Source organism: Adhaeribacter soli (assembly GCF_008727925.1).
Taxonomy (GTDB): domain Bacteria; phylum Bacteroidota; class Bacteroidia; order Cytophagales; family Hymenobacteraceae; genus Adhaeribacter_A; species Adhaeribacter_A soli.
The window spans coordinates 94656-118927 of sequence record NZ_VTWT01000012.1 but is presented as its reverse complement, the minus strand read 5'-3'; the positions used below and the strand labels follow the sequence as shown (position 1 = coordinate 118927).

25 protein-coding genes are annotated in these 24272 nt (G+C 47.2%); 15 read left to right on the top strand and 10 right to left on the bottom strand.

Going from position 1 to position 24272, the window contains the following annotated elements; translation table 11 throughout:
* Positions 1 to 62: 62 nt before the first annotated feature.
* Positions 63 to 794, bottom strand: a complete 732-nt coding sequence (locus F0P94_RS17940; protein ID WP_150905634.1) for a pyridoxine 5'-phosphate synthase — start codon at positions 792 to 794, stop codon at positions 63 to 65.
* A gap of 304 nt (positions 795 to 1098) precedes the next feature.
* Between F0P94_RS17940 and F0P94_RS17935 the strand changes: the two genes are divergently transcribed.
* From F0P94_RS17935 to F0P94_RS17865, 15 genes are all read left to right on the top strand, one after another.
* Positions 1099 to 1560: a GatB/YqeY domain-containing protein gene (locus F0P94_RS17935; RefSeq protein WP_150905631.1), complete on the top strand. Its 462-nt coding sequence runs from the start codon at positions 1099 to 1101 to the stop codon at positions 1558 to 1560.
* Between the two features lie 65 nt (positions 1561 to 1625).
* Positions 1626 to 2144 carry a CvpA family protein gene (locus F0P94_RS17930; RefSeq protein ID WP_150905629.1) on the top strand — a complete coding sequence of 173 codons (519 nt, stop codon included), beginning with the start codon at positions 1626 to 1628 and terminating at the stop codon, positions 2142 to 2144.
* Between the two features lie 54 nt (positions 2145 to 2198).
* Positions 2199 to 2858 carry an outer membrane beta-barrel protein gene (locus F0P94_RS17925; protein WP_191907097.1) on the top strand — a complete coding sequence of 220 codons (660 nt, stop codon included), beginning with the start codon at positions 2199 to 2201 and terminating at the stop codon, positions 2856 to 2858.
* A gap of 126 nt (positions 2859 to 2984) precedes the next feature.
* Positions 2985 to 3554 carry an anthranilate synthase component II gene (locus tag F0P94_RS17920; protein WP_150905623.1) on the top strand — a complete coding sequence of 190 codons (570 nt, stop codon included), beginning with the start codon at positions 2985 to 2987 and terminating at the stop codon, positions 3552 to 3554.
* A 36-nt stretch (positions 3555 to 3590) separates the two neighbouring features.
* Positions 3591 to 4349: an alpha/beta fold hydrolase gene (locus F0P94_RS17915; RefSeq protein ID WP_150905620.1), complete on the top strand. Its 759-nt coding sequence runs from the start codon at positions 3591 to 3593 to the stop codon at positions 4347 to 4349.
* A gap of 96 nt (positions 4350 to 4445) precedes the next feature.
* Positions 4446 to 5111 carry a CBS domain-containing protein gene (locus F0P94_RS17910; RefSeq protein ID WP_150905618.1) on the top strand — a complete coding sequence of 222 codons (666 nt, stop codon included), beginning with the start codon at positions 4446 to 4448 and terminating at the stop codon, positions 5109 to 5111.
* Positions 5112 to 5124: 13 nt separating this feature from the next.
* Complete coding sequence (locus F0P94_RS17905; RefSeq protein WP_191907096.1) at positions 5125 to 6549, top strand: POTRA domain-containing protein; 1425 nt, start codon at positions 5125 to 5127, stop codon at positions 6547 to 6549.
* 2 nt (positions 6550 to 6551) lie between these two features.
* On the top strand, positions 6552 to 7430 hold the full coding sequence (locus tag F0P94_RS17900) for an NAD kinase (protein WP_150905615.1): 879 nt from the start codon (positions 6552 to 6554) through the stop codon (positions 7428 to 7430).
* Positions 7431 to 7573: 143 nt separating this feature from the next.
* A complete protein-coding gene (locus F0P94_RS17895; protein WP_225307275.1) occupies positions 7574 to 8497 on the top strand; it encodes a DUF6089 family protein in 924 nt (307 codons plus the stop codon).
* Between the two features lie 51 nt (positions 8498 to 8548).
* Entirely contained in the window at positions 8549 to 9310 is a 762-nt protein-coding gene (gene porG / locus F0P94_RS17890; RefSeq protein WP_225307274.1) for a type IX secretion system protein PorG, read from the top strand.
* A gap of 57 nt (positions 9311 to 9367) precedes the next feature.
* A complete protein-coding gene (locus F0P94_RS17885; protein WP_150905611.1) occupies positions 9368 to 10111 on the top strand; it encodes an isoprenyl transferase in 744 nt (247 codons plus the stop codon).
* Complete coding sequence (gene bamA / locus F0P94_RS17880) at positions 10108 to 12621, top strand: outer membrane protein assembly factor BamA (RefSeq protein WP_150905609.1); 2514 nt, start codon at positions 10108 to 10110, stop codon at positions 12619 to 12621. The genes F0P94_RS17885 and bamA overlap by 4 nt, the downstream gene beginning before the upstream one ends.
* 17 nt (positions 12622 to 12638) lie before the next feature.
* A complete protein-coding gene (locus F0P94_RS17875; protein ID WP_150905607.1) occupies positions 12639 to 13319 on the top strand; it encodes an OmpH family outer membrane protein in 681 nt (226 codons plus the stop codon).
* A gap of 24 nt (positions 13320 to 13343) precedes the next feature.
* Entirely contained in the window at positions 13344 to 13973 is a 630-nt protein-coding gene (locus F0P94_RS17870) for an OmpH family outer membrane protein (RefSeq protein WP_150905605.1), read from the top strand.
* Positions 13974 to 14091: 118 nt separating this feature from the next.
* Positions 14092 to 15144: an RluA family pseudouridine synthase gene (locus F0P94_RS17865; RefSeq protein ID WP_394349691.1), complete on the top strand. Its 1053-nt coding sequence runs from the start codon at positions 14092 to 14094 to the stop codon at positions 15142 to 15144.
* Positions 15145 to 15556: 412 nt separating this feature from the next.
* Here F0P94_RS17865 and F0P94_RS17860 read toward each other — a convergent pair whose 3' ends face one another.
* From F0P94_RS17860 to mazG, 9 genes are all read right to left on the bottom strand, one after another.
* On the bottom strand, positions 15557 to 17161 hold the full coding sequence (locus F0P94_RS17860; protein ID WP_150905603.1) for a tetratricopeptide repeat protein: 1605 nt from the start codon (positions 17159 to 17161) through the stop codon (positions 15557 to 15559).
* A 54-nt stretch (positions 17162 to 17215) separates the two neighbouring features.
* Positions 17216 to 18175, bottom strand: a complete 960-nt coding sequence (locus F0P94_RS17855) for a PstS family phosphate ABC transporter substrate-binding protein (RefSeq protein WP_225307273.1) — start codon at positions 18173 to 18175, stop codon at positions 17216 to 17218.
* 141 nt (positions 18176 to 18316) lie between these two features.
* A complete protein-coding gene (locus F0P94_RS17850) occupies positions 18317 to 18571 on the bottom strand; it encodes a hypothetical protein (RefSeq protein WP_150905599.1) in 255 nt (84 codons plus the stop codon).
* 237 nt (positions 18572 to 18808) lie between these two features.
* Positions 18809 to 19618: an energy transducer TonB gene (locus tag F0P94_RS17845; protein ID WP_150905597.1), complete on the bottom strand. Its 810-nt coding sequence runs from the start codon at positions 19616 to 19618 to the stop codon at positions 18809 to 18811.
* A gap of 282 nt (positions 19619 to 19900) precedes the next feature.
* Positions 19901 to 20719 (bottom strand): energy transducer TonB, encoded by an 819-nt coding sequence (locus F0P94_RS17840; protein WP_150905595.1) that lies wholly within the window; start codon positions 20717 to 20719, stop codon positions 19901 to 19903.
* Positions 20709 to 21248, bottom strand: a complete 540-nt coding sequence (locus F0P94_RS17835) for an ExbD/TolR family protein (protein ID WP_150905593.1) — start codon at positions 21246 to 21248, stop codon at positions 20709 to 20711. Before F0P94_RS17835 ends, F0P94_RS17840 begins: the two co-directional genes overlap by 11 nt.
* A 4-nt stretch (positions 21249 to 21252) precedes the next feature.
* Complete coding sequence (locus F0P94_RS17830) at positions 21253 to 21867, bottom strand: ExbD/TolR family protein (RefSeq protein WP_150905591.1); 615 nt, start codon at positions 21865 to 21867, stop codon at positions 21253 to 21255.
* Between the two features lie 21 nt (positions 21868 to 21888).
* Positions 21889 to 22749, bottom strand: coding sequence for a MotA/TolQ/ExbB proton channel family protein (locus F0P94_RS17825; RefSeq protein ID WP_150905589.1), 861 nt, complete (start codon positions 22747 to 22749; stop codon positions 21889 to 21891).
* 506 nt (positions 22750 to 23255) lie between these two features.
* Positions 23256 to 24068, bottom strand: coding sequence for a nucleoside triphosphate pyrophosphohydrolase (mazG, locus tag F0P94_RS17820; protein ID WP_150905587.1), 813 nt, complete (start codon positions 24066 to 24068; stop codon positions 23256 to 23258).
* Positions 24069 to 24272 lie beyond the last annotated feature (204 nt).

Below are 24272 nucleotides of genomic sequence, written 5' to 3'. Positions count from 1 at the left end.
TGGCAATTTGTGATTTTAAAACAGAGTCTCTGAAATTTCAGTAAAAGACTCCCTCCCCTGAATTAGGGGAGGGTAGGGGTGGGGTCAAGCTGCCGCAAATAAAGCTGAATGGTATTTTCCAAACCATAATAAAGCGCATCACAGATCAAAGCGTGCCCAATCGAAACTTCCAGCAGGCCGGGTAAATTCTGGTGCAGGTATTTCAAGTTGTCCAGGTCCAGGTCGTGGCCGGCGTTTAAGCCAAGGCCTAGTTTTTGGGCCAGCATGGCTACCGATTTATAGGGTGCAATGGCGGCTTCGCGGTTCTGGTGGTAGTTTTTGGCGTAGGCTTCAGTGTAAAGTTCAATGCGGTCGGTACCGGTTTCTTTGGCGGCTTCCACCATTTCAGCCAACGGATCTACGAATATGGAAACACGCATGCCCAAGTCCTTAAGTTCTTTGATAGTGAGTTTCAGGAAAGCCTGGTGTTTTACGGTGTCCCAGCCGGCGTTGGAGGTAATGGCGTCGGGCGCATCGGGCACTAAGGTTACCTGTTCGGGCTTTACTTTTTTTACCAGTTCCAGGAAATCCGGGGTTGGGTTACCTTCAATGTTGAACTCGGTCGTTACCACATTTTTCAGATCCAGTACGTCTTGGTAGCGGATGTGGCGTTCGTCAGGACGCGGGTGCACGGTTATGCCCTGAGCGCCGAACCGTTCGCAATCGAGGGCTACTTTTATCAGGTCGGGGTTGTTGCCGCCGCGGGCGTTCCGGATGGTGGCAATTTTGTTTATATTTACGCTCAGTTTAGCCATGAATTCGTAGGTTGGAATGTTCGATATTCGATTGTTCGATTTTTTAATACGAAAACAAATTTGAAGATAGTCGAATAATCGAAAATCGAACAGTCGAAATATCGAATTCAAAATTACGGCCTTTTTTCTTTATATCTTTCACGGCTTTCTCCGTACTTGCCGAAATGGTAGCAGTTTCGGCCGGAAAAGTACTTAAATGGTTTCATGGCTGAACTGTTAAATTGTTAGATTTAAATGATCTGAGATTCGGAAATAGATTCATTCTCAAGTTTCCGAATCTTCAAATTCCCAAATTATAAAAACTATGAGCTTAAAAGAGAGAATTGAAGCCGACATTAAGCAAGCGATGCTGGCGAAAGATAAAGTGCGCCTGCAGGCCTTGCGGAGCATAAAAAGCCAGATCATGCTGGCCGAAACCGAAAAAGGCGCGGCCGAAGCCCTGACACCCGATCAGGAACTGAAATTACTGAATAAAGCCGCCAAGCAGCGCCGCGAATCGGCAGAAGTGTATAAAAAACAATACCGTTCCGACCTGGAAGAAGTTGAACTGGCTGAGCTTGCGGTGATCGAAGAATACCTGCCGGCCCAGCTCGATGAAGGCGACCTTCGCATTAAACTGCTCGAGATCATAAACCGGGTAGGTGCTTTAGGGCCTTCGGATCTGGGGAAAGTAATGGGCGTGGCCGCGCGCGAGCTGGCCGGCCAAGCCGACGGAAAAGCGATCTCAAACGCGGTGAACGCCCTTTTAAACAACACCGACGCTTAATTTATTAATTAATCAAAACCTCACAGGTTTCAAAAACCTGTGAGGTTTATTACATTCTTCTTGACGTGACAACATTTGACTGGTTTCTGGCAATACCGCTTGCGTATGGCGCTTTTATGGGCTTTCGCAAAGGACTGCTGCTGGAAATTGTTTCTCTTTTGGCCTTAATTATCGGCGTTTTGGGCGGCTTGAAACTCCTGAACGCGGCCATTCCGGTAATGAAAAGTTTTATCGGCGATGTGTTCGGCTTGCTGCCTTTGCTTACGTTCCTGGTAGTATTTGCCCTGATCATTTTGGGCGTAAGAATGGTAGGCATTGCGCTTAAAAAAGTAATCGGCCTTACCCCGCTGGGCTTGTTCGATAACGTTTTGGGTGCCGGAATCGGTGCTTTGAAATGGTGTATGGCCATCGGTTTGCTGCTGCACGTTTCCCAGATGGCCGGCGTAAGTATTGCCGAAAACGCTTCCCAGACTTCCGTAATTTATCCGTACGTAGTAAAAGCTACGCCGCTTGCACTGGATTTAATTGGTCTTGCCCTACCGTTTGCCAAGACTTTGCTAAGTGTTTTGAAGGGGTTGTTTTAAGGGAATAGCATTGCAGCAATCAGGTGATTTTTGAATATTTTGTAAATGATACTTATGAAAAATACACTTAGCCTGCTATTCTTACTATTCATTTCCACCATTTTAAATGCACAGCACTTTTCTTTTGGTATCGAAACCGGGGTGATTTCATCAACTAGTAATAAGTATAGCGCCTTCGATTTTGAAAACAGGAGAGATACCTATTATAGCGGATTGAATACTACTTATTATTTCAATCAAAGCGTTTCAGCAACTGTCGGCTTTCATTATTTAAGGCAAGGAGATAAAGAACCAACGCCTGAATGCTATCAATATACAGATGGCATTAGAAAAGAGATGACAGTCAAAAGAGATTACTTGATTATTCCACTCACCGTAAATTTTCATTTAGGTAATTCAAATAAATTTCTGACATCCATCGGAGTTTTTGGCGGTTACAATGTAAAAGCATTTCGCGATTATCCGAAACCGATAAGCGGGTGCAAAATAGGTGTTCCAACTGATTTAACCCATACAACTGCAGATTTCATTTTTGGTGGTATTGTTGGTGCAGGCTATAAGGTTTTTGAAAATGATAAATTCCAGGTTACGCCTATGATCAAGTATTACCAGGGTATTTCGAATACTTTTCCGAAGATGGAGCCTTTTAAGGTTGAAAACAGGTATAGTTCGGCCTTATTAACGTTGAATTTAAATTACAAAATTGCGAGGTAGAGGTTTCTCTATTAAACGTAAGAAAGGGTTGTTTGAGGTTTTACATGCAAATAATTGTTCCACAGTAGCATAGGGTTTAAACCTTACGCTATTAATCTTCACATTCCCAAATCTCCAAATCAAACCTTGCTGCTCCTCCTCGATAACTTCGATTCTTTCACCTACAACCTCCGCGACTATTTTCAACAATTAGGGCAGGAAGTGCTGGTATTGCGCAACGATGTTCCCTTAGCTGAAATTCAAAAGCACCAGTTCGAAGGAATAATTCTTTCGCCGGGACCGGGGAAACCAAAGGAGGCCGGCGTGCTGATGGAAGTAATTCAACACTACCACAACAAACTGCCGATATTAGGAATTTGCTTAGGGCACCAGGCCTTGGGCGAATTTTACGGGGCGAAACTTCAGAAAGCCACTAAGCCCATGCACGGCAAAATTTCGGAAATAAGCTGCTTAAACGAATCGCTGTTTCAAAATTTACCCGGAAATATGCCGGTTACGCGGTATCATTCGTTATTGCTTACAGAACTGCCCGAAACCCTGAAGCCACTGGCCCAAACAAAACAAGGAGAATTAATGGCTTTTTGCCACGTGGAACATCCGGTTTGGGCGGTGCAGTTTCACCCGGAGGCTTTGCTTACCACCTACGGTTTGGATATACTCCGAAATTGGCTTAGTATTGCAAAAATTGTCGGTTAGCAGTATATTTTCCGGCAGCATTAGATTTTTTTTGAGATGGAACTCACGGTTAAACAGGAAGGCGAATATCAATTTATAGACGAAGGCAGCGGCGAAGTTTTATTGCTTTTACACGGTTTGTTTGGGGCGTTAAGCAACTGGCAGGGCGTCGTCGATGGCTTTTCCGATAAATACCGGGTGGTTATTCCGCTCATGCCTATCTATGAGATGCCGCTTATAAAGGCCGGCGTTTCCGGGCTCTGCAATTTTATCGAAGATTTCGTAGCGTTTAAGAACCTTAAAAACCTGACCTTGCTCGGAAATTCGCTGGGTGGCCACGTGGGGTTGGTGTATACGCTGAAAAATCCGGAAATGGTAAAGCGGCTGGTGCTTACCGGCAGCTCCGGTTTGTTCGAAGATTCCATGGGCGGCACCTTTCCGAAACGGGGTAATTACGGCTTTGTGGAAGAGCGTACCAAGCACACCTTTTACGACCCGAATGTAGCCACCAAAGAACTGGTAGACGAGGTTTTCGATATTACGAACAGCAACTCCAAGTGCCTCCGGATCATTTCCATTGCCAAATCAGCTCAGCGCCACAACATGGCAAAGGATATTACCAAGATCGATAAGCCAACGCTGCTGGTTTGGGGGTTAAACGATACCATTACCCCGCCAATGGTCGGCCACGAGTTTAACCGCCTGCTTAAAAATTCCGAACTGCATTTCATCGATAAATGCGGACACGCCCCCATGATGGAGCATCCCGAGGAGTTTAACCGCATATTGGCCAAATACTTAGCCCAACATCCGTAAGAACGGTAGCAAATTCCGTATAAAAAGTCATAACCTTATTGAGGCTGTTCAGGTATTACACCTGCCCGTTTTTGCGGAATTGAATTACACAAGAATATGATTGCCGAAGAACTGATAAACCCCATGATTCCGCCGCTCAAACTCTCTGACTCCACGGAGAAGGCCGTGAAGTGGATGGAAGAATTCCGGGTAAACCAGTTGCCGGTAGTCAAAAACCGCCGCTACCTGGGCCTGATCACCGAAGACGATATCATCGAGAAAGATCAGAATTACCAGAGCCTGGAAAATGTGAAGCTCAGCTTCGAGGATGCGTACGTGATGTACAACCAGCATTTTTACCGGGTAATGGAGGTGGCCATTAAAAATAAGATCCAGGTGGTGCCGGTTTTAGACGAACACCAGGAGTTTTTCGGGGTAATTACCGTAAACGATACCATTGCGGCCTTCGGGCAGATGTCGGCGTTGCAGGGGCAGGGTGGCATTCTGGTGCTTTCCATGCCCGAACGCGATTATTCCCTGAGCCAGATCAGCCGCCACGTAGAAAGCAACGATGCCAAAATTCTGAGCGCCTACGTTTCGCCCGACGAGCTGGACCCTTACAAAATAAAGCTTACGCTGAAAATCAACACCACCGATCTTACCCGTATCATAGCTACCCTCGAGCGTTTCGACTACCGGATCATTGCCCAGTTTCAGGAGACAACCGATCACCAGGCCGATAAAGACCGCTACGACCTGTTGCTGCGATACCTGAATATGTAACGCTGGTTTCCGAGTGCTGAACTGCCTTCTTGCCCTTTTCCTGACTTTTTTTGCCCAACCCGATACCACGTTGCGGTTGCCTGGAAGCGTTGCCTCAGCGCCTTCGCAACTTCGCCTGTGCTCCGAAACCGATAGTCTGCAGATTGCCGTGGTGGTTTTTGTAGGAAACCGGAAAACGAAAGAACGCGTGCTCAGGGCCGAGCTCGACCTGGTGGAAGGCGAGATCCTTACTTCCGGAGAACTGGAGAAAAGACTGGAGAAGAACCGCCTCCGGCTTTACAATTTGCAGCTTTTTCATTGGGTGCGCTACGAAACCGTTTGCCAGGCCGGCCGGGTTACCATTATTTTCGAAGTGCAGGAACGCTGGTATCTTTTTCCGGTCCCTATTTTTTCGCTCGCCGACCGCAACATAAATGCCTGGCTCGAAAAAAAAGATTTCAACCGCATCGATTACGGGCTGCACCTGGTGCAGTATAATTTCCGGGGCCGCAACGAACTCCTGAAAGCAAACATCCAGCTTGGCTTCAACCGCAAATACGAGTTATTTTACACCGTTCCCTATTTCAATAAAAAGCGGAATTTAGGCTTCAGCCTTGGCGGCTCCATATACCAAAGCCATTCCCTCGACTATACCACCGGAAAAAATAGACTGCTCACCCTGCACCAGGACGAGGTTTTTCCGATCCAGCGACGCTATGCCACCGGTTCGCTTATCCTTCGGGAAAACGTGCAGAAACAAACCACTTTAACGGCCTCCTACCACCAGGAAGAAATATCAGATTCCGTCTATCAACTAAACCCGGAATTTTTCAGCAATATCCTGAACCGCAAATACCTGGAGTTAGAAATAGCCCGCACCCTGAACTTCCGGAACACGTTTGCTTACCCGCTGGCCGGGCATTTTCTGCAGTTTGGTTTAACCCAGCAACTAGGCCTGAACAATAACCAGCATAATACCACCGCCTTTGCGAAGTACGGCCGGTACATTCCTTTAGGAAAACGGTTTTACTACAGCTACACCCTGGAAGGGCAAAGCCGCCTGGCTTCCAACCTGGCTTATGCCGATAATATTGCCTTGGGATATACGTCCTACATCCGGGGCTATGAGTTGTACGTAATAGGAGGGCAGCACTACGGACTTTTAAAGCAGGGGCTTTCACATCCGCTCCTCGATCTGAACCAAATTGAATTAAAATTCATCCGGAATCCGAAATTTAACCGTATTCCTGTTACCTTGTACCTGAATTGGTTTGCCGATGCCGGCTATACGGTGGAGAACCGCTTTGAGCAAACCAATTTTTTAACGAACCGCTTGAACATGGCAACCGGTATGGGTTTACATTTGGTTACGTATTACGACCGCGTAATTACGTTCGAGTATTCGGTAAACCGCGAAGGACGGACCGGTTTGTACATCCACACGACCTTTCCTTTTTAACTATGAAGATTGCAATACTCGGCAAACCATTCAAAGAGGAGATCCTGCCGTTTATGCAGGGGCTTTTCGACGAGTTGGCCAGCCGGAATACGGAAATAATTATTGTCGAATATTTTAAGACTTACCTGGAGAACCGCCTGAAGCTACCCGAAAATGTAGGTTCCTTTTCGCGGGGCGACGATTTAAAAGGTGTAAATTACGTGTTCAGCATTGGCGGAGACGGTACCCTGCTCGATACGGTAACCTACGTAGGCGCCCGGCAGATCCCGATCTTGGGCATAAATACCGGCCGGTTGGGCTTCCTGGCTACCGTGGCCTACGATAAAGTGCCGCTGGCGCTCGATGCTTTATTTAAAGGACATTTTGTTATCGATGAACGTTCTTTGATCCGGGCCGACTCGGATGCAGAGCTTTTTGATGGGGTAAATTTTGGTCTGAATGAATTTACAATTTCTAAGACCGATACTTCATCCATGATCGTAGTTCATACGTATATAGATGGCGAATACCTGAACTCGTATTGGGCCGATGGATTGGTGGTTGCCACCCCCACAGGTTCTACCGGCTATTCGCTGAGTTGCGGTGGCCCGGTAGTGATGCCCCAGACAAACAATTTCGTTATTGCTCCCGTATGTCCTCATAATTTGAATGTACGGCCATTGGTGGTGCCCGATAAAAGTGTAATTTCGTTTGAGGTAGAAGGCCGAAGCAATAATTTCCTGGTATCGCTGGACTCGCGTTCCAAAATTGTGGAAACGGGTGTGCAACTTGCTGTGCGCCGCGAAAATTTTAACGCCCGGCTGGTAAAGATCAATCAGGTGAATTTTTTATCGACTTTGCGTACCAAATTAAACTGGGGTTTGGATAAGCGAAACGAGTAAAACAGGGAGGAAAATATTGAAAATTAGAATATAGAAAAAAAACTTTGTTAAAGGCTTGTTAATTAACGAACTAAATTCTTAATTTTGGCCGTGTTTTAAATTGGAATAATTATACCGCGTATAAAGAAAAATATACAGACTTTATGAATATGAAGAACTTTTGCTCCGGAGCCGCAATGGCGCTTCTGATGGTAGTGCTCTCTGTTGCCGATGCCGATGCGCAGCGTTTCAGCAGAAGAAAGGCCTATAACTCAGTAGGTTTTCACTTGAATGCTATGAACTATTTCGGTGATATTGTGCCGGAATCGGATTTCACGAGCTTGCGTTTTAAATCTACCCGCCCGAATATCGGCGTATCGTACACCCGTCGTTTTACTCCCCGGATCTCCGTAAGAGCGGCCCTGGCCTGGGGCCGGATTACCGGCGACGATGCTAAAAGTGCCTCTGTAGACGAAGCGGAAAACAGACCACGTTTTATCCGTAACCTGAGTTTCCGGAACGACATTAAGGAACTGAGCTTTGTTGGTACCTTCGATCTGTTCGAGAACCGCGGTAATTATTTAAAACGTCCGGATTTCTCTCCTTATGCTTTTGCCGGGGTAGCCGTTTTTGCCCATAACCCGAAAGCTGAATACAGAGGCGAATTTGTTGCGCTTCAGCCACTGGGTACTGAAGGACAAAACTTAGATGATTCCTCTGATCCGCTTGGCAATTATGATGACCCGTATTCAAGAATTCAGATCGCTATCCCCTTCGGTTTAGGCGTTAAGTACAAACTGGATAAAAACTGGGACTTAGGCTTCGAAATTGGCTGGAGAAAAACCTTTACCGATTACCTGGATGACGTAAGCGGATTTTACGCTGATCCGGTTGCTTTGGCAGCAAATAATCCCTTATCTGCTGCTTTAGCTGACCGTTCCGGTGAGCAGCCACTTGGTCCTCAGGTAGGCTGGGGGCAATATAACGACCAGCGTGGCGACCGTACCGATAAAGACTGGTATATTGTGACCGGTTTTAACCTGACCTACATTTTACCACAAAAAGGAAGAAGCCCGAAATTCAGATAATATCTGAGCATTCGGGGCGTTTACTACTGCATGAAACAACTTCATACTATTATGGCACTCCTTACCTTTTCCTGGGTAGGGAGTGTTTTTTTTATGCCGGCTAAGGCGCAGAATATTGGCACCAGCGAATTAGGCCTGGGCTTGGGCGGGGTAAATTATAAAGGGGAAATCTCGCCGAAATACCGCTTTGGCAACAATGGCCCGGCAGCAATGGTTTTTTACCGGCGCGATATTTCCAACCCGGTAACGTTGCGGGCCAGTCTACTGGTAGGGGCAACCGGCGCCAGCGATAATTACTTTAAGATTCCGTTAAACCAGCTACGGCAGGCGAGGATGTCCGGCAGTCTGGTTGAACTGGCCGGCGGCCTGGAATATAATTTCCTGGATTATTACGACCTGCGCCGCCAGCAGCGCTGGACGCCATACTTTTTTGTAAACCTGGCCGGCTTCCTGAGTTCTACTAAAACCGAGTCCGATGCCCAGGCTGTGGTTGGTGGCAGTACCATTGGCAGCCAGATAACCACAACCGGTCAGGGAGGCGAGGCCGAGAAACGCAATATCCTTTCCATTAGTATTCCGGCCGGAGTAGGGGTGAAGTTTGCCCTTTCGTATCACTGGAACATCGGGGCCGAGATCGGCGCCCGGAAAATTTTTACCGACCTTTACGATAATTTAGGTGAGGAGCAATCCAGAGGGTTGGCCAATCCGCACAACAGCGACTGGTACTTCTATAATGGCATTGCCTTATCGTATACTTTCTACAAGATCCGGTGCCCGAAAGTCTACCGGAGTAACCCAACTCCATTGGAATAGCACTTTTATTTACAAAATTCCTGCGGTTTTCATAACTTGCGGGGAAATACTGGATGGATGAGTCTTCGGGAAAAAATAGATCAACACAATTTACCTAAACATGTGGCCGTTATCATGGACGGCAACGGGCGCTGGGCTAAAAAGCGCGGCGGTCTCCGTATTTTCGGGCACCAGAGCGCCATTACCGCCGTGCGCGAAACGGTAGAGGCGGCAGCCGAGTTAGGGGTCGAATACTTAACGCTCTACGCTTTTTCTACCGAGAACTGGAACCGTCCGCAATACGAGGTGAATGCGTTGATGCAGCTGCTGGTTTCCACCATCGGCAAAGAGACCGCCACCCTCATGAAAAACAATATCCGGCTGCACGCAATCGGCAATACCGAAAGCTTACCCGCTTCCTGCCGCAAGGAACTGGAAGAAGCCATTGAGGCAACCCAACACAATACCCGCATGACGCTGGTATTGGCTTTAAGCTACAGCGGACGCTGGGATATTGCCCAGGCGATAAACAGGATCGGGAAAGCCATTCAGAACGGTACGCTTTTGCCGGAAGAAGTGAATGAACAGAACTTCGGCTCCTTTTTAGCTACCACCGGCATGCCAGATCCGGAACTGCTTATCCGGACCAGCGGCGAACAAAGAATCAGCAATTTTTTACTTTGGCAACTGGCCTATACCGAATTATACATTACGGATCTGCTCTGGCCTGATTTTAGAAAAGAAAACTTGTACGAAGCGCTTGTTGCCTACCAGGGCCGGGAACGCCGGTTTGGTAAAACGAGCGAACAACTTATAAAATGAAGATATTGAATAACGTTTTTGGGGCATTGATCCTGCTTTTTCTGAGTTTTCCGGCTTTCAGCCAAATCCGGATGCAGGGCAACCAGACGCTAAACCTGGATTACACAAACCCCCAGAAATATGAGATCGGCGGTATTACCGTAAGCGGCACCCGGTTCCTTGATCCGGCTTCCCTGATTTCTATTACCGGCTTAAAAGTTGGGGACCAGATCACCATTCCGGGCGAAGATATCAGCAAGGCTATCAACAAGCTCTGGGATCAGGGCATTCTGGGGAATATCGAAGTTTCGGCTACCAAAGTAGAAGGCCGTTTCATTTTTCTCGATTTTTACCTGACCGAGCGTCCGCGCCTTTCTAAATTCACTTTCTCCGGCATTAAAAAAGGCCAGGCCGACGATCTGCGCGAAAAAATCAAGCTGATCCGTGGCAAGGTGGTTACCGATGCCCTGGTGAACAATACCAAAAATACCGTTCGTAAATATTTCCTGGATAAAGGGTTTATGAACGTGAAGGTAGACGTTACCCAGAAACCCGATTCTTCCCTGGCCAACAGCGTTATCCTGAACATCGATATTAATAAGAACGAACGCGTTAAGATCGAGGAAATTACGTTTGCGGGCAACGAAGCCATTTCTGAAAGCAAGCTGCAGAAGCAGATGAAGAACACCAAGGAAAGAAAGTTCTACAAGATCTTTACCAGTTCTAAATTCCTGCGCAGCGGTTTCGAAGACGATAAAAAAGCCATTATCAATTACTACAACAGCCAGGGCTTCCGCGATGCCCAGATCGTATCCGACAGCATCGAAAAAGTATCGGATGAGCGCATTAAGGTTTATATAACGGTTAACGAAGGCCGTAAATATTTCTTCCGCAATATTACCTGGACGGGCAACTACCTGTATTCAGACAATTACCTGGCCAGCGTTTTAGGCATTAAAAAGGGTAGCGTTTACAGCAAAGAAACCCTCGACAAACGCCTGAGCTATAACCCTACCGGCCTGGATATCACTTCCCTTTACATGGACGACGGTTACCTGTTCTTCAACATCGATCCGGTGGAAGTACTGGTAGAAGGCGACTCCATTGACATTGAAATGCGTATTTCGGAAGGCGCCCAGGCCCGGATTAAAGAAGTGCGGGTAGCCGGCAATACCAAAACCAGCGACCATGTGATTTTGCGGGAACTGAGAACGGTTCCTGGTCAGAAATTCAGCCGCGCCGACCTGATCCGTTCCCGGAATGAGATCGCCAACCTGGGTTATTTCGATCCGGAGCAGATTGGCATGAGCCCGGTTCCGAACCAGGCCGATGGTACCGTAGATATTAATTACACCGTAGTGGAGAAACCAAGCGATCAGTTTACCCTATCCGGTGGTTGGGGCGGTCTGCAGGGTTTTGTGGGCACGGCCGGTTTCGTTTTCAATAACTTCTCGCTGCGTAAAGCCGGTAAATTAAGAAACTGGACTCCGGTACCTTCCGGCGATGGTCAGAAACTGGCTCTGAACGTGCAGGCGAATGGTTTCCGTTACCAGTCTTATTCTATTTCCTTTACCGAACCATGGCTGGGAGGCCGTAAACCGAACTCGCTTTCGGTAAGCTTAAGCAAAACTATTTCCCGCCAGGCCAGTTATACAGAATTCAAAAATAATCCGGACGCTCCGCTTATTAAGATCAATGGCGCCTCGGTAGGGCTGGGCCGCCGCTTAAGATGGCCGGACGACTATTTTGTGCTGTCGCATTCCCTGTCATACTACCAGTACATTCTTAATAATTATTCGATCAGCGGGTTCAGCAACGGTACTTCCAACAGTATTTCCCTGAACAACACGATTTCCCGGAACAGCTACGACAGCCCGATCTTTACCAAGCGCGGTTCTTCGGTAAGCTTAAGCGCCAACCTGACGCCGCCGTATTCACTGTTCGGCAACAAGACCAGCAACTTCGAGTGGATCGAGTTCCACAAATGGATGTTCGATGCTTCCTGGTTTACCACTATTATCGGGGGCAAAGAACGGGCGCTGGTACTTAACACCCGGGCACACTTCGGCTTTATTGGCACTTATGATAAAAAACTGGGAATTGGGCCGTTCGAGCGCTTTAAGTTAGGCGGTAGTGGTTTAGGCGTAGGCGGCTTTATTGTAGGAACCGATTATGTAGGCTTACGTGGTTACGAAGACGCCAGCGTTACTCCAAGCGATGCGGGTGGTGTGGCCTTCGATAAATTCGTGATGGAACTTCGCTACCCGATCACACTGAACCCAAGCGCTACGGTTTTTGTTCTAGGTTTTGCAGAGGCAGGTAATAACTTTGCTAACTACCGCGAATACAATCCTTATAAACTTTACCGTTCTGTAGGGGTGGGTGCCCGGATCTTCATGGCAGCTTTCGGCTTACTTGGTTTCGATTACGGGTATGGCCTGGACGATTATCCGGTTATTCCGGGGGTAAATGGTTCCGGCAGCCCAAGAGGCGGACGTTTCCACTTCATGATCGGCCAGCAAATAAGATAATTTTCTCAGTTAACAATATGAAAAAGATTTTAGGTATACTTTTTGTACTTCTGCTGGCAGCTCCGGCGGCCTTTGCTCAGAAGTTCGGGTATATCGATTCCGAATTTATTTTAAGCAAAATGCCTGCCTACGCTTCGGCCAAACAGGAAGCCGACCAGTTTTCGGCTAACTGGCAGAAAGAGGCAGACGGCCTGTTTCAGGAAGCGGAAAAACTCCGGAAAAAATTCCAGGCCGAAGAAGTGCTGCTTACCGATGAAATGAAGAAAAAGCGGCTGGCTGAAATTGAAGCGAAAGAAAAAGAAGCCCGCGATTTTCAGAAAAAAGTATTCGGTTTCGAGGGCCTGCTCTTTAAAAAACGGGCTGAACTGATAAGACCGGTGCAGGACAATTTGTTTGAAGCGGTTGAAAAAGTTTCGAAAAAGAAAGGCCTGCAGATCATGTTCGATAAATCGGGCGACCTGACAATGATTTATACCAACCCGGTGCACGATTATACTGAATTTGTGCTGGAAGAACTCGGATTGGCCTCTCCGGAAAAGAATACGCCGGGCGCAAGGCCGGCGGGCGCACTGAAAGAAGATCCGTCTGACCTGCCGAGCCGGGCAATCGAAGGTATTCAGGACGAAGAAAATTCTGAACAAAAAACGCCGGTACGGAAAGCACCTGCACAAAACACAAAAAGTAAAACTAAAAAGTAACCTACACAAACCTGAAAAGCAAAAATGAACAAACGTAATTTAATTGCTGCAATCGCGTTCTTCTTTATGAGCGCCGTATCTTATGCGCAAACTGCAGCCCCTATTAAAATCGGCTATACTAACGTAGATTATGTAATGAGCCAGATGCCGGAAAGCAAGCAGATCGAAGCCGACCTGAAAGCTTACAGCGCCCAACTTGAAAACCAGTTAAAATCTAAATACCAGGAATTCGAAACCAAAGGCCAGGCGTACCAGAAAGGTGCTGCCACTATGACCGATGTGGTGAAAGCCGACAAAGAAAAAGAGCTGATGAACCTGCGTACTTCCATTGAGGAGTTCCAGAAAAATGCCGATGTTTCTTTACAGAAAAAGCAGCAGCAGTTAATGGAACCGGTGCTGGATAAACTGCAGAAAGCCATCGACGATGTAGCCAAAGAGAACGGTTACACCTATGTATTCAACTCCGATGCCGGTTACGGTACTACTCCGGTGCTTTTACACGGTCCGGAAGATGGCAACATCTCTGACCTGGTATTAAAGAAAATGGGTGTAACGCCGGGCCAGAAGCCAGCCGAAACTCCTAAAGCAACTACGCCTGCTGCAACAACGCCGGCCAAAGATTCAAAATCGAAGTCTAAAGGGAAAAAGAAGTAATTTCTTTTCCTGGAACAATACCCGGAAAGCCGACGCACCTGCGCCGGCTTTCCTTTTTATAGAACCCGCTGAAGCCCCCAAACGCTATACTTTTCAGTTTAAAAACCATACCCTTATGATGATGGACGCCGAACCGCTGGAAGAAGATAACCTTCTGGACGAAAACCATGATCTGGATTCGGATGAATTATACGAGCATTACCGCATTGTAATCGATAAGAAGCAAAGCCTGCTCCGGATAGATAAATTTCTGATGGACCGACTGCCGCATGCCACCCGGAATAAGATTCAGAATGCCATTGAAGCGCATACCATTCTGGTTAACAACAAGGCTATAAAATCGAGTTATAAGGTAAAGCCCCTCGATGTCATTACCATTACGCTGCCCGATCCGCCGCGCGATACCGAAGTAGTTCCGGAAGATATTCCCCTTAATATTGTTTACGAAGACGAGGAATTGCTGCTGGTAAACAAACCAGCGGGCATGGTAGTGCACCCGGCTTACGGCAACTGGACCGGTACTTTGGTAAATGCGCTTTCGTTTTATTTAAATAATCTGCCCACCAGCCGCAATGGCACTATCCGACCCGGTTTGGTGCACCGCATCGATAAAGACACTTCCGGCCTATTGGTAATTGCTAAAACTGAATTTGCCATGACCTACCTGGCCCGGCAGTTCTACGACCATTCCATAGAAAGAACCTATTATGCCTTGGTTTGGGGCGTGCCGAAGGAGAAGAAAGGAACCATTACGGGGCACGTAGGGCGTAGCCTGAAAGACCGGAGGGTAATGAGCGTGTATCCGAACGGGGAGCAAGGCAAACACGCTGTTACGCATTACGAGGTAATAAAAACCTTTAAGTATGTATCGCTGGTGAAATGCAACCTGGAAACCGGGCGATCGCACCAGATCCGGGCGCATATGAAATACCTGGGCCATCCGCTTTTCAGCGATGCCACCTACGGCGGCGACAAGATCCTGCAGGGGCAGCCTACCGGTTCCTATAAGGCTTTTGTAGAGAATGCGTTTAAAATTATTCCCCGCCAGGCCCTACATGCCCAATCCTTAGGTTTTATTCACCCGAAAACAAAAGAATTCCTGCAGTTTTCCTCTGAATTTCCCGAAGACTTCGTTCAGGCGCTTGCCAAATGGGAGTTGTATGCAGATTAGGGTAGTTTTTATGCCGGTTTAGGTACCGTTTCATAATTCGTGAAAATAGAAGCTATTCAGCACTTTCCGGAAGTTCGTTCAGGCCTGATAATGTTTTGTCAATATAGTCGGTAGGCTAAAAAGTTGGTCATTCTGAGCGAAGCCGAAGAAACTATCTGGTACTACTATGGTATTTGAGCGTAGCAATAAATGCCTTTCGCTCGGCGGTATGCGATAGTTCCCTCAACTTCGTTCGGATGACCCAATAAATTGGCTTGACCTGACGGCTATGGTGTTTTCACCAACAACCGAAATTGTTTAGTGAAATTGCTCAAAAGAAGTTGTTGGTGTTTTTACCAACAACGGCAGTTAAATTACATCAACAAAAAAGCCCGCCTTTTCAGGCGGGCTTTTTACATGAATAAGCAATTTCTTACTTCTTGCTTTTGCTTTTCGATTTGGTATCAGCGCCGGAAAGTACGCCCTGCAAGGTTTTGGCCTGCTTGTTGGTCGGGTCTAAAGCCAGTACTTCTTTCAGGTGAGCGTTGGCTTTAGCTTTGTCGTTTTTCAGGTAATAGTAATAGCCCAGGTAATAATTTGCTTCCACTAAACCGTCTTTGTTTTTAGCTTTATCGGCGGAGGCCAGTTCAATGTATTTTTCGTAATGCGGTTTGGCCAGGCCTTGTTTCGATTCCGGATCGAGGTTGGAGTTCGAGCGGGCTCTCCACAGGTAGGCTTGCGCATACGTAGGGTTGTTCACCGTAATCAGGGCGTATAAGCTGTCAGCTGAACGGTAGTTTTTAGACTGATCGTACAAGGAGCCCAGGTAGTAATAATCAGTATTGGTTGGTTTGCCTGTTTTCAGTTTGTTGCGGTACATCGAGATCGCTTTCGGCAGGTTATTCTGCTTTACGTAGATTTGGGCAATATCGTAACGAAGGTCGGCGCGCGTAGAATCCATTTCCAGGGCTTTGTTCAGGCTGGTAAGGGCTTCCTGGTTTTTATCGGCTTTGGCCAGAATTTTACCCTGGTACTCGTAGTCGGAAGAAAGCAGCTTGTCGGCCGGAGCAGTTTTAAAGTAATCCTGCATAGCAGCTTGGGCTTGATCGTACTGGCCGGTTTCGTAGTAAGAGTAAGCCAGCAGGCGCTTCATGGTAAGGTTATTCGGGTCTTTTTTCAGAACCTCTTCGGCTTCGGCAATGGTACCTTTATAATCTTTGGTCAGGAACAGGAAGGAAGCGTAAACCGCGCGGGTTTCCGGGGTTTTGCCGGCCATCTCCACGTACTTTTTGTAATTCTGAAGCGCCAAGTCGTATTTGCCTACAAAGTAGTAAAGTTCGCCCAGGTCGCGGTACGCCGGTGCGTAATTCGGGTCGATCTGGATTGCGCTAGTGTAGGCAGTTTGTGCTTCGTTGTAGTTACGGGAACGCACGCTCAGCTGCCCTTTGCGCAAGTGGCCCAGAATGTAGTTGTTGTCGGCCCGAATGGCATTCTCGTAAGCAGACATGGCTTTACCGCCGTCGTTTTGCTTCAAATATGCATCGCCGAGTTTCACGTAAGCTGCCGCATTCTTGTTATTCAGGGCAAGGGCCTTATTGAGGTTCTCGATGCCACGGCCAAGGTTTTTATCGGTATCGATGTAAGCAGAACCAATGGTCAGTAGTACTTCGGCATCTTTCGATTTAGAGCGTTTTAATGCATCGGCAAACTTGCTTTCGGCCTGGGTTAAATCATTTCTAACCAGGGCCGCTTTACCAGCCGCGGCCATACCCAGGGCAGACTTCGCATTTTTGGAAGCGGCCTGGTTGTAGTAGAAAACGGCTGAGTCCGGCTGGCCGGCTTTCAGGTAAGCATCGCCGAGGGCAATATTGTTAATTTCGTTATTATCGGCTTTAACTACTTTTAAAAGGATCTTCTTAGCATCCTGGTACTGGTCTTTTTCCATTGCCTTTCTGCCATCCTGCAAGGTCTGGCCAATAGCAGAAGAGGTGGAGAAAATGCCGGTAATCAGGAGCGCATATTTCCAGTTCTTTGTCATGTTGTTTGTTTTTGGGTGTATTAGCAATTATTAATTATTTACAGAAAAAAAGGGTTATTTTTTTACTTCTACCAGCCGAACTACTCCGCGGGCAGGCGCCAGGCCGGCTTTAAGCATAATGCGCTGGCCTTTATCGCCGGAAACGAAGGAGACAAACCCCGTGCCAAGTCCGGCCCGGGCTTCCCGGCTGATGGTAAAAACTTCGCGCCGCAACGGATAATTGCCCTGCACAAGGTAAGCCTGGTAAGGCTGGTAATAACTGTCCGGATCGGTGGGAGCGGTTTTTCGGCCCACGGCCACTACTTTTATCCGGTTTATAAAACCGACTACCGTGCTGTCATCAAAATCGCTGATCCAGTTGGTCCCGATCACGCCGATCGCATTTTTGTTCTGGGCTACATAATCGATAACCGCCGGGCTTGACTGCGAGGCATAGGCTTTCTGGGAAAGCGGCTGCTTGCCGGTTATGGAATCCTGTACAAAGCGGGCGGTGCCGGAATTATTATTATCGAAAACAATGGTAATGTCGCCAAGCGTCGAAGCCGGGTTCACTTGTTTCCAGGAGCTTGCCTTGCCGGTGAAAATTTCTTTCAATTGGGGTAAGGAAAGCAGGGTATCGCGGTTTTCGGGGTGCAGGATCAGGGCCACGCCATCGTAGGCAATGCGGGTAACGCGCGGGGTGATCTTTGCATTTTCAAAAACCTTCAGTTCTGGGGGCGTAAGCTGGCGCGATACAATTACTACCCGGGCACTGTCCTGAAGCAGGTCCTGAATTACCTGGCCTTCGGGTTTATAGGAAGCCGTTACTTTCGCATTTTTATAATTGCGGTGGAATACGCTGAGCTGCGCTTCTACTACCGGCTGGAAAGACTCGTCGGCGCTGATCTTAATGGTGCCGGAAGTAGGGGTGTCCAGCGTGCCGGCTGTCTTTTGATCCTGGTTGCAGCTGCCCAGCGAGAGGGTTAAAAAACTGCCTAAAAGGAAAGGCATGCAAGATGCAGCAAATTTTTTCATAGTGGCTAAAACGTAATTGCCGGAAGTTGGTGGCACAAATCTAATAATTAAAGGCAAATCACGGCAGCGCCGGAAACATTGTTTTCGGTCGCCGCGGGCTAACACCTTTTGTTTCTTTACTATAACGTTTCACCAGGCAGATTATTCTTCGTTTGAGAACCGGTCGCGGCGCGGCTTAAAATGTTGCTTATACACCCGCACAAAGCGGATAATGCCATAAATGAGCAGCACAATACCCAGGATCAACTTTATATTCTCATCGAGCCGCACCTGCTCCTGGGAAGAAAAGATCAGGAAAATGCCGAGCGCCGGATACAGCAGGGTCATGATTAAGGTAAAGATGCGGAGGAAACGGGTGTATTTGCTTTCCGGATTCCGGTGAGAGGGTTCGAACATGGGTTTTACTTTTTTTAGGAAAAGGATACTGTTTTTACAGCGTAAAGTTAAAAGAAGCCGGCTTTAAATTGCCTTTTTTCTGCCCTATTATGCTTCACGTTAATTTTAGCTTTTTGTTTCTTTTGCAAAAAGCAGGGCTTCATCCTGGCATCTCCGGAAATACCTTACCAGGATTAAAAAACAAAACTCCGGAACCGTTTCCGGCCCAGAGTTTTTCTGCTTAAAGCATACTGTTTTTTATTTCAGGGCAAATCTGACGGGGATTACAAAGCGTACATTAACCGCAATGCCGTTATTTTTTCCCGGATTCCAGCGCGGCATCGATTTTATAACCCGTTTGGCTTCTTCGTCGGTACCGGCGCCTAAGGATTTCAACACCTGGATATCAGAGATTTCGCCCAGCGCATTTACCACGAAAGATAAAATTACCGTACCCTCCACATTGTTTCTGGAAGCCAGCGCCGGATACCTCATCTCGGAAGACAGATATTTTTGCAAAGCCGCATACCCGCCGGGGAATTCCGGCATTTGTTCGGCGTGGGTAAGCACTTCGGTGTTCGCTGCCGGCAAAGCGGGTGCGGTTCCTGCTACGGGCGTTTCTATTGGCGCTATGCCTTCTTTATCGCCGGTTTGGGTGGTGGTGCCCACGTTGGTTTGGCTAAGCGCTTGCTGCGTAGGTATCTCGCTCGGCTTGGTAATGGTAGCGGTAACCACGGGGGTTGTGAATTTGGTGGTCTCTATTTTCTGAGGCGGAGTTAAGGGCTGGTCTACCGGTGGCGTTACCGGTTTAATATCCGGAAGCTCTATCTCAATAAAAGAAGTGCCGGGCTGAACAGGTTGCGGTTCAATGACAAAAGGTTGCGGGAAAAGCTGGTTCTTAACCAGGGGAATAGCAATGAGCAGCATGAAAACCGATATCGCAGCCAGAAAGCCGCGTTCCAGGTGCTGGTGGTAGGTTTTACGGAGCAGGTACGCGCCGTAAGCGTGGTTGCGCCCTTCGAATACAATGTCGTCGAGCGAGGCGGAAGCATAGTTGATGGTTTTCATTTGGCGAATCGGTTAAAGGTTATAGATAGGTAACGAAATCGCGCCATTGCCAGTCCCTTGCAAACCCACTTATCCGCATCCGTAAACGCCTGCATTTTTGTTTGCCCCAGAACCTGCCTGCTTTAAATAGAAAACGCCTGTGTTTAAGGCAATGTTGTTATAAGGCCTAAAATTATTTTGCTAATGCTAATCTGCTCATGCGTTTGCCGATTGGGCATAAAAAAAGCCCCGGAGTTTTCCGGGGCTTTTTCATTATTGGATCACTTATTTAACAGGCTTGTATTAGCCCAGTTTAAAGCTGATCGGGATTACCATGCGCTGTTTTACAGAGCGGCCATTTTGTTTAGGCGGAGTCCACTTCGGCATAGCTTTCATTACGCGGATAGCTTCTTCTTTGGTTCCTCCTCCCGGATCACGTAAAACGTTGATATCGGAGATTTGGCCCTGCTGGTCTACTACAAACTGTACCATTACCCGGCCTTCAATACCACTGCGTCGTGCTAAATCCGGGTATCTGATATTTTTCTGCAGCCATTTATACATTTCGGCATTTCCGCCCGGGAATTCGGCAGGTTGTTCTACGGCAAGGAAAATTTCTTCTTCCACTACCTCCTGAACTACTGCGTTACCGTTACCTTCCAGGCCGGAAAGGTCAGGCTTGGCGTTCGGGTCACCTTCCTGGGTTTTTACGTCCACCTGGGCTTCCTTAATCTTATCGATATCCGGCACTTCTTCCTTCCGAACCTCCTCGTCTTTTTTAACTACCGGTGGCGTAAACTTAATGGTTTTGGCTACTGGTGGCGGTGGCGGCTCCACTGGTGGTGGCGGTGGTGGTGGGGTAGCTTTGTCGATCGGTGGCGGTTCTGCCAGCGTGTTCACATCAACAGTTACTATTTCCTGCACTACTTCCTCTTCCGGGAACAGGTGTTTTGAAATTACCGGTGCGGCCAGACAAAGGATAAACACAGCAATGGCTATGAATAAGCCACGGGTTACGTGCTTGTTGTAAACCTGGCGAAGCACATAGGCTCCGTACTCCCGGTTTCGCCCCTCAAAAACAATGTCGTCGAGCGTAGCGTTCGCATAATTCTTATTTTCCATCTGGCGCTCCGGTTACAGTTTCCATTAATTTAGCGTCAAGCGGGCTCATATCTACCAGCGCGTAACGGCGGGTATTCGTAATGTTCATTTCATCCAGAATATCCACTACGTTTTTGTAGCGCGCGGTTTTCACCGGCTTTATCAGCACCGTTAATTTCGGGATACGGGCATTCAGGTCAAGTAAAACTTCCCGGATACCTTTGTCCGAATAATCGGTGGTTTTCAAGTCTGGTTGGTTCTGTCCGTCGTTCAGCCCCTGGTAATAATAAATCTTGTCATTTTTGCCCAGGATCACGGTCAACGCTTCAGAAGCCTTCAACTCGTTTTGTTCATCCTTGTTTTCCGTCTTCACAGGCATGTTTATTTCCATGGTCTGCGGCTTGTTGAAGGTGGTGGTAAGCATGAAGAAGGTAAGCAAAAGGAATGCTAAGTCTACCATGGGTGTCATGTCGATTTTGGTCGACATTTTCTTAGCCCGTTTCTTTCCTCCTTTGCCGCCGCCGTCACCTTTTGGTTGTATTTCTGCCATCTTCTTATCTCTTTTTGTAGTTAGACGGTTTCATTTCGAGGTCGGTAATCAGGTTGAACCGGTTTACCTTTTTCTCCTGCAGAACTTCAATAACCCGTTGAACCGTTGGTACGGTGGTGCTTACGTCGCCTTTAACAGCCACTACCACATCGGGGTTGGTAAGACGCGTTTGCAGCACCCAGTCGCCCAATTCATTCGTAAGGGAATCGTAAGGAATGCCAGGCTGGGCTACCTTCTTGCGCTGCTCCGGCGTCATGGCCAGGTAAGACTTCAGGTTTGCCATTGGCATGCCGAAACTGTTCATTAGTTCAAAAGATCGCTTTTCCTCGTCGGTAAAGGTCACGTTGTATTTGGCGCCCATTTTATCGAGCAGCCTTAATCTGGTCGGCTGGCCATCTACGCCGTAAAAAACGCGGTTGTCACCTCCAATTGTTATGGTTATAACGTCTTTTTCGGGAAGCTTAATTTCCGAAATAGAAGAAGGGGTATCGACAATCAACTTTTCTTCCTGCGAAGGTGTTGCGGTAAGCATAAAGAATGTTACCAGCAAGAACGCCAAGTCAACCATGGGAGTCATGTCCAGTGAAGGACTGGTCCGATGTACTTTAACTTTAGGCATATTTTCTTTGCAGTTACTTGATTAAGCGTTGTAAGCTTTTACAGTGTTTCCTTCCTGGGAAGCAAACGTTTGGATGATAGAGAAACCAGCCTCGTCGATAGAATAGGTTAATTCGTCGATTTTGCTTGTAAAGAAGTTATAAGCAATAATAGCGATAGCAGAACCGGTAATACCAAGGGCCGTGTTGATAAGGGCTTCAGAGATACCGTTTGCCAGACCTACTGCATCGGGAGCACCACCGGCGGAGAGAGCCGAGAACGCTTTGATCATACCAAGTACCGTACCGATAAGACCTACCAGGGTTGCAATGGAAGCGATGGTTGAAATGATAACCAGGTTTTTCTCCAGCATTGGCAATTCAAGGGCAGTAGTTTCTTCGATCTCTTTCTGGATAGCAAGTACTTTCTGATCTTTTGGCAGGTTGGTGTCTACAGCCATTTCTTTGTATTTGTACAGACCGGCTTTTACTACGTTAGCAACAGAACCTTTCTGAGCGTCGCAGGCAGCAATAGCGCCGTTAATGTCGTGCTGGTTCAGTTTCATGCGAACGGTACGTACGAAACCTTCAATACCTTTAGAGCCTTTGGCTTTGCTGATAGTAAGGTAACGCTCGATAGCGAAAGCCAACACCATTACAAGCAGGGCGATCAGGATAGGTACAATGAAACCGCCTTTATAAACGATGCCTAATACGTTACCTGGAAGTGGGTGATTGTTCGGGTCGCCGCCTTCGAAGTTGGCTGGGTTACCTAAAATGAACATATAAATTGCAATCGACGCTATAATCGCGATTGGAATAGCAAGTGTTGCGAAAAGACCGCTAGATTTGCCTTCGTTAGTGGTTGTAGTTGCATCTTTGCTTACTGCAATCTTTTTTTCCATTGTTGTAAAAAATTAAAGTTTAATTGTTTTGGTTGTTTTAGTTGTTTGTTTTTCAAATCTATGGGTACTACAAGCGGTCCTTCCATAAATATCCGGGTAAATTCCCCGTTTAAATCGTTTAGTCGCCTATTCTACCCGTACAAACCTAATCAAATTCAGAGTTTCCGCCAAATTCAATCGGGTATTGGGGCATAAACTTATAAAATTTAATACTAATTTAATAATTCTGCATGCATACAAATTATAATGCTATGCTGCTCTGGTCCCCATTTCTAATTTTCTTCATCGTGCGTTTTATTGCTTGCTGGCAGAACTAGCCTGTTGGTTTCCGACCTGCCCTATACCGTTCCCTGATGGAAAAAAGTTCGGTTTCGTTGCAGTCTCTTTCCTTTTTTTGCTGAAAAAGATGTATTCAAACCTGCTTTTAGTTAACTGGCAGCAGGTTTACTGCTTGAGTTACAGTGTTTTAACTTAAATTAGCTGCTTATTGGTTCCAAGGAATGTATTTATTCACTTTTTTTTGCCTTCTCCCAATAACTGTCCATTTCTTCCAGGTTCATATCCCGCAGATTTTTACCGTCTTTGGCCGATTCGGTTTCCAGAAACTGAAAGCGCCGGATAAACTTCAGGTTGGTTCTTTCCAGGGCTTCTTCCGGGTTTATATCGATGAACCGGGCAAAATTTACCAGGGAAAATAAAAGGTCACCAAACTCGCCGGTGGCTTTTTCGCGGTCCAACTCTTCCGGCGCAACCATATTAAATTCAGATTTGAATTCGGAGAGTTCTTCTTCTACTTTTTCCCATACCTGTTCTTTTTTCTCCCAATCGAAACCGGCGCCACGGGCTTTCTCCTGAATGCGCATGGCCTTAACAAGTGCCGGTAATGAAACAGGAACGCCACCTAACACCGATTTATTGCCTTCCTTTAATTTTAATTGCTCCCAGTTTTGTTTCACCTGTTCTTCGGTTTCGGCTTTGGCGTCGCCGTAAATGTGCGGGTGCCGGAAGATGAGCTTGTCGCACTGGGCATTGAGTACATCGGCCAGGTCGAAGGCTTTCAGTTCGGAAGCAATTTTGGCGTAGAAGACCATGTGCAGCATAATGTCGCCGAGTTCCTTCTTTAGTTCCGGAATATCGTTGCGCATAATGGCATCGGAAAGCTCGTAGGTTTCTTCTATGGTCAGGTGGCGAAGGCTCTGCAGGGTTTGTTTGCGGTCCCAGGGGCATTTTTCGCGGAGATCGTCGAGGATATCTAAAAGGCGGTTGAACGCCTGGAGCTGGCGGCCGCGGGGAGAATCGGCAAAAACTGTATTTTCCATTTTACAAATATAAGCGGAAAGTGGCTGAGGTTCCGGAAAATAGTGCGTAGTTTTTCAGGCATGAACCGTACGCTTTGGCGGTTTCAGGAAGCGCAGTTCAAAGCATTATGTTATGGTGAAAACCTGAAGTTAACGACTGGAAAATGAGAAACTAAGCGCGGAAGTAAAAGAGCTTAAGTTTTTCTTACTTGTTTGATATTGAAT

What these genes read in the sequence shown, in the direction of transcription:
- F0P94_RS17845 (WP_150905597.1), bottom strand. Translation starts at nt 19,618, where the DNA reads ATGAAAACCATCAACTATGCTTCCGCCTCGCTCGACGACATTGTATTC.
- F0P94_RS17940 (WP_150905634.1), bottom strand. Translation starts at nt 794, where the DNA reads ATGGCTAAACTGAGCGTAAATATAAACAAAATTGCCACCATCCGGAAC.
- bamA (WP_150905609.1), top strand. Translation starts at nt 10,108, where the DNA reads ATGAAGATATTGAATAACGTTTTTGGGGCATTGATCCTGCTTTTTCTG.
- F0P94_RS17835 (WP_150905593.1), bottom strand. Translation starts at nt 21,248, where the DNA reads ATGGCAGAAATACAACCAAAAGGTGACGGCGGCGGCAAAGGAGGAAAG.
- F0P94_RS17925 (WP_191907097.1), top strand. Translation starts at nt 2,199, where the DNA reads ATGAAAAATACACTTAGCCTGCTATTCTTACTATTCATTTCCACCATT.
- F0P94_RS17915 (WP_150905620.1), top strand. Translation starts at nt 3,591, where the DNA reads ATGGAACTCACGGTTAAACAGGAAGGCGAATATCAATTTATAGACGAA.
- F0P94_RS17850 (WP_150905599.1), bottom strand. Translation starts at nt 18,571, where the DNA reads ATGTTCGAACCCTCTCACCGGAATCCGGAAAGCAAATACACCCGTTTC.
- F0P94_RS17935 (WP_150905631.1), top strand. Translation starts at nt 1,099, where the DNA reads ATGAGCTTAAAAGAGAGAATTGAAGCCGACATTAAGCAAGCGATGCTG.
- F0P94_RS17855 (WP_225307273.1), bottom strand. Translation starts at nt 18,175, where the DNA reads ATGAAAAAATTTGCTGCATCTTGCATGCCTTTCCTTTTAGGCAGTTTT.
- porG (WP_225307274.1), top strand. Translation starts at nt 8,549, where the DNA reads ATGGCACTCCTTACCTTTTCCTGGGTAGGGAGTGTTTTTTTTATGCCG.
- F0P94_RS17900 (WP_150905615.1), top strand. Translation starts at nt 6,552, where the DNA reads ATGAAGATTGCAATACTCGGCAAACCATTCAAAGAGGAGATCCTGCCG.
- F0P94_RS17910 (WP_150905618.1), top strand. Translation starts at nt 4,446, where the DNA reads ATGATTGCCGAAGAACTGATAAACCCCATGATTCCGCCGCTCAAACTC.
- F0P94_RS17895 (WP_225307275.1), top strand. Translation starts at nt 7,574, where the DNA reads ATGAATATGAAGAACTTTTGCTCCGGAGCCGCAATGGCGCTTCTGATG.
- F0P94_RS17865 (WP_394349691.1), top strand. Translation starts at nt 14,092, where the DNA reads ATGATGGACGCCGAACCGCTGGAAGAAGATAACCTTCTGGACGAAAAC.
- F0P94_RS17885 (WP_150905611.1), top strand. Translation starts at nt 9,368, where the DNA reads ATGAGTCTTCGGGAAAAAATAGATCAACACAATTTACCTAAACATGTG.
- F0P94_RS17860 (WP_150905603.1), bottom strand. Translation starts at nt 17,161, where the DNA reads ATGACAAAGAACTGGAAATATGCGCTCCTGATTACCGGCATTTTCTCC.
- F0P94_RS17840 (WP_150905595.1), bottom strand. Translation starts at nt 20,719, where the DNA reads ATGGAAAATAAGAATTATGCGAACGCTACGCTCGACGACATTGTTTTT.
- F0P94_RS17825 (WP_150905589.1), bottom strand. Translation starts at nt 22,749, where the DNA reads ATGGAAAAAAAGATTGCAGTAAGCAAAGATGCAACTACAACCACTAAC.
- F0P94_RS17830 (WP_150905591.1), bottom strand. Translation starts at nt 21,867, where the DNA reads ATGCCTAAAGTTAAAGTACATCGGACCAGTCCTTCACTGGACATGACT.
- F0P94_RS17875 (WP_150905607.1), top strand. Translation starts at nt 12,639, where the DNA reads ATGAAAAAGATTTTAGGTATACTTTTTGTACTTCTGCTGGCAGCTCCG.
- F0P94_RS17870 (WP_150905605.1), top strand. Translation starts at nt 13,344, where the DNA reads ATGAACAAACGTAATTTAATTGCTGCAATCGCGTTCTTCTTTATGAGC.
- mazG (WP_150905587.1), bottom strand. Translation starts at nt 24,068, where the DNA reads ATGGAAAATACAGTTTTTGCCGATTCTCCCCGCGGCCGCCAGCTCCAG.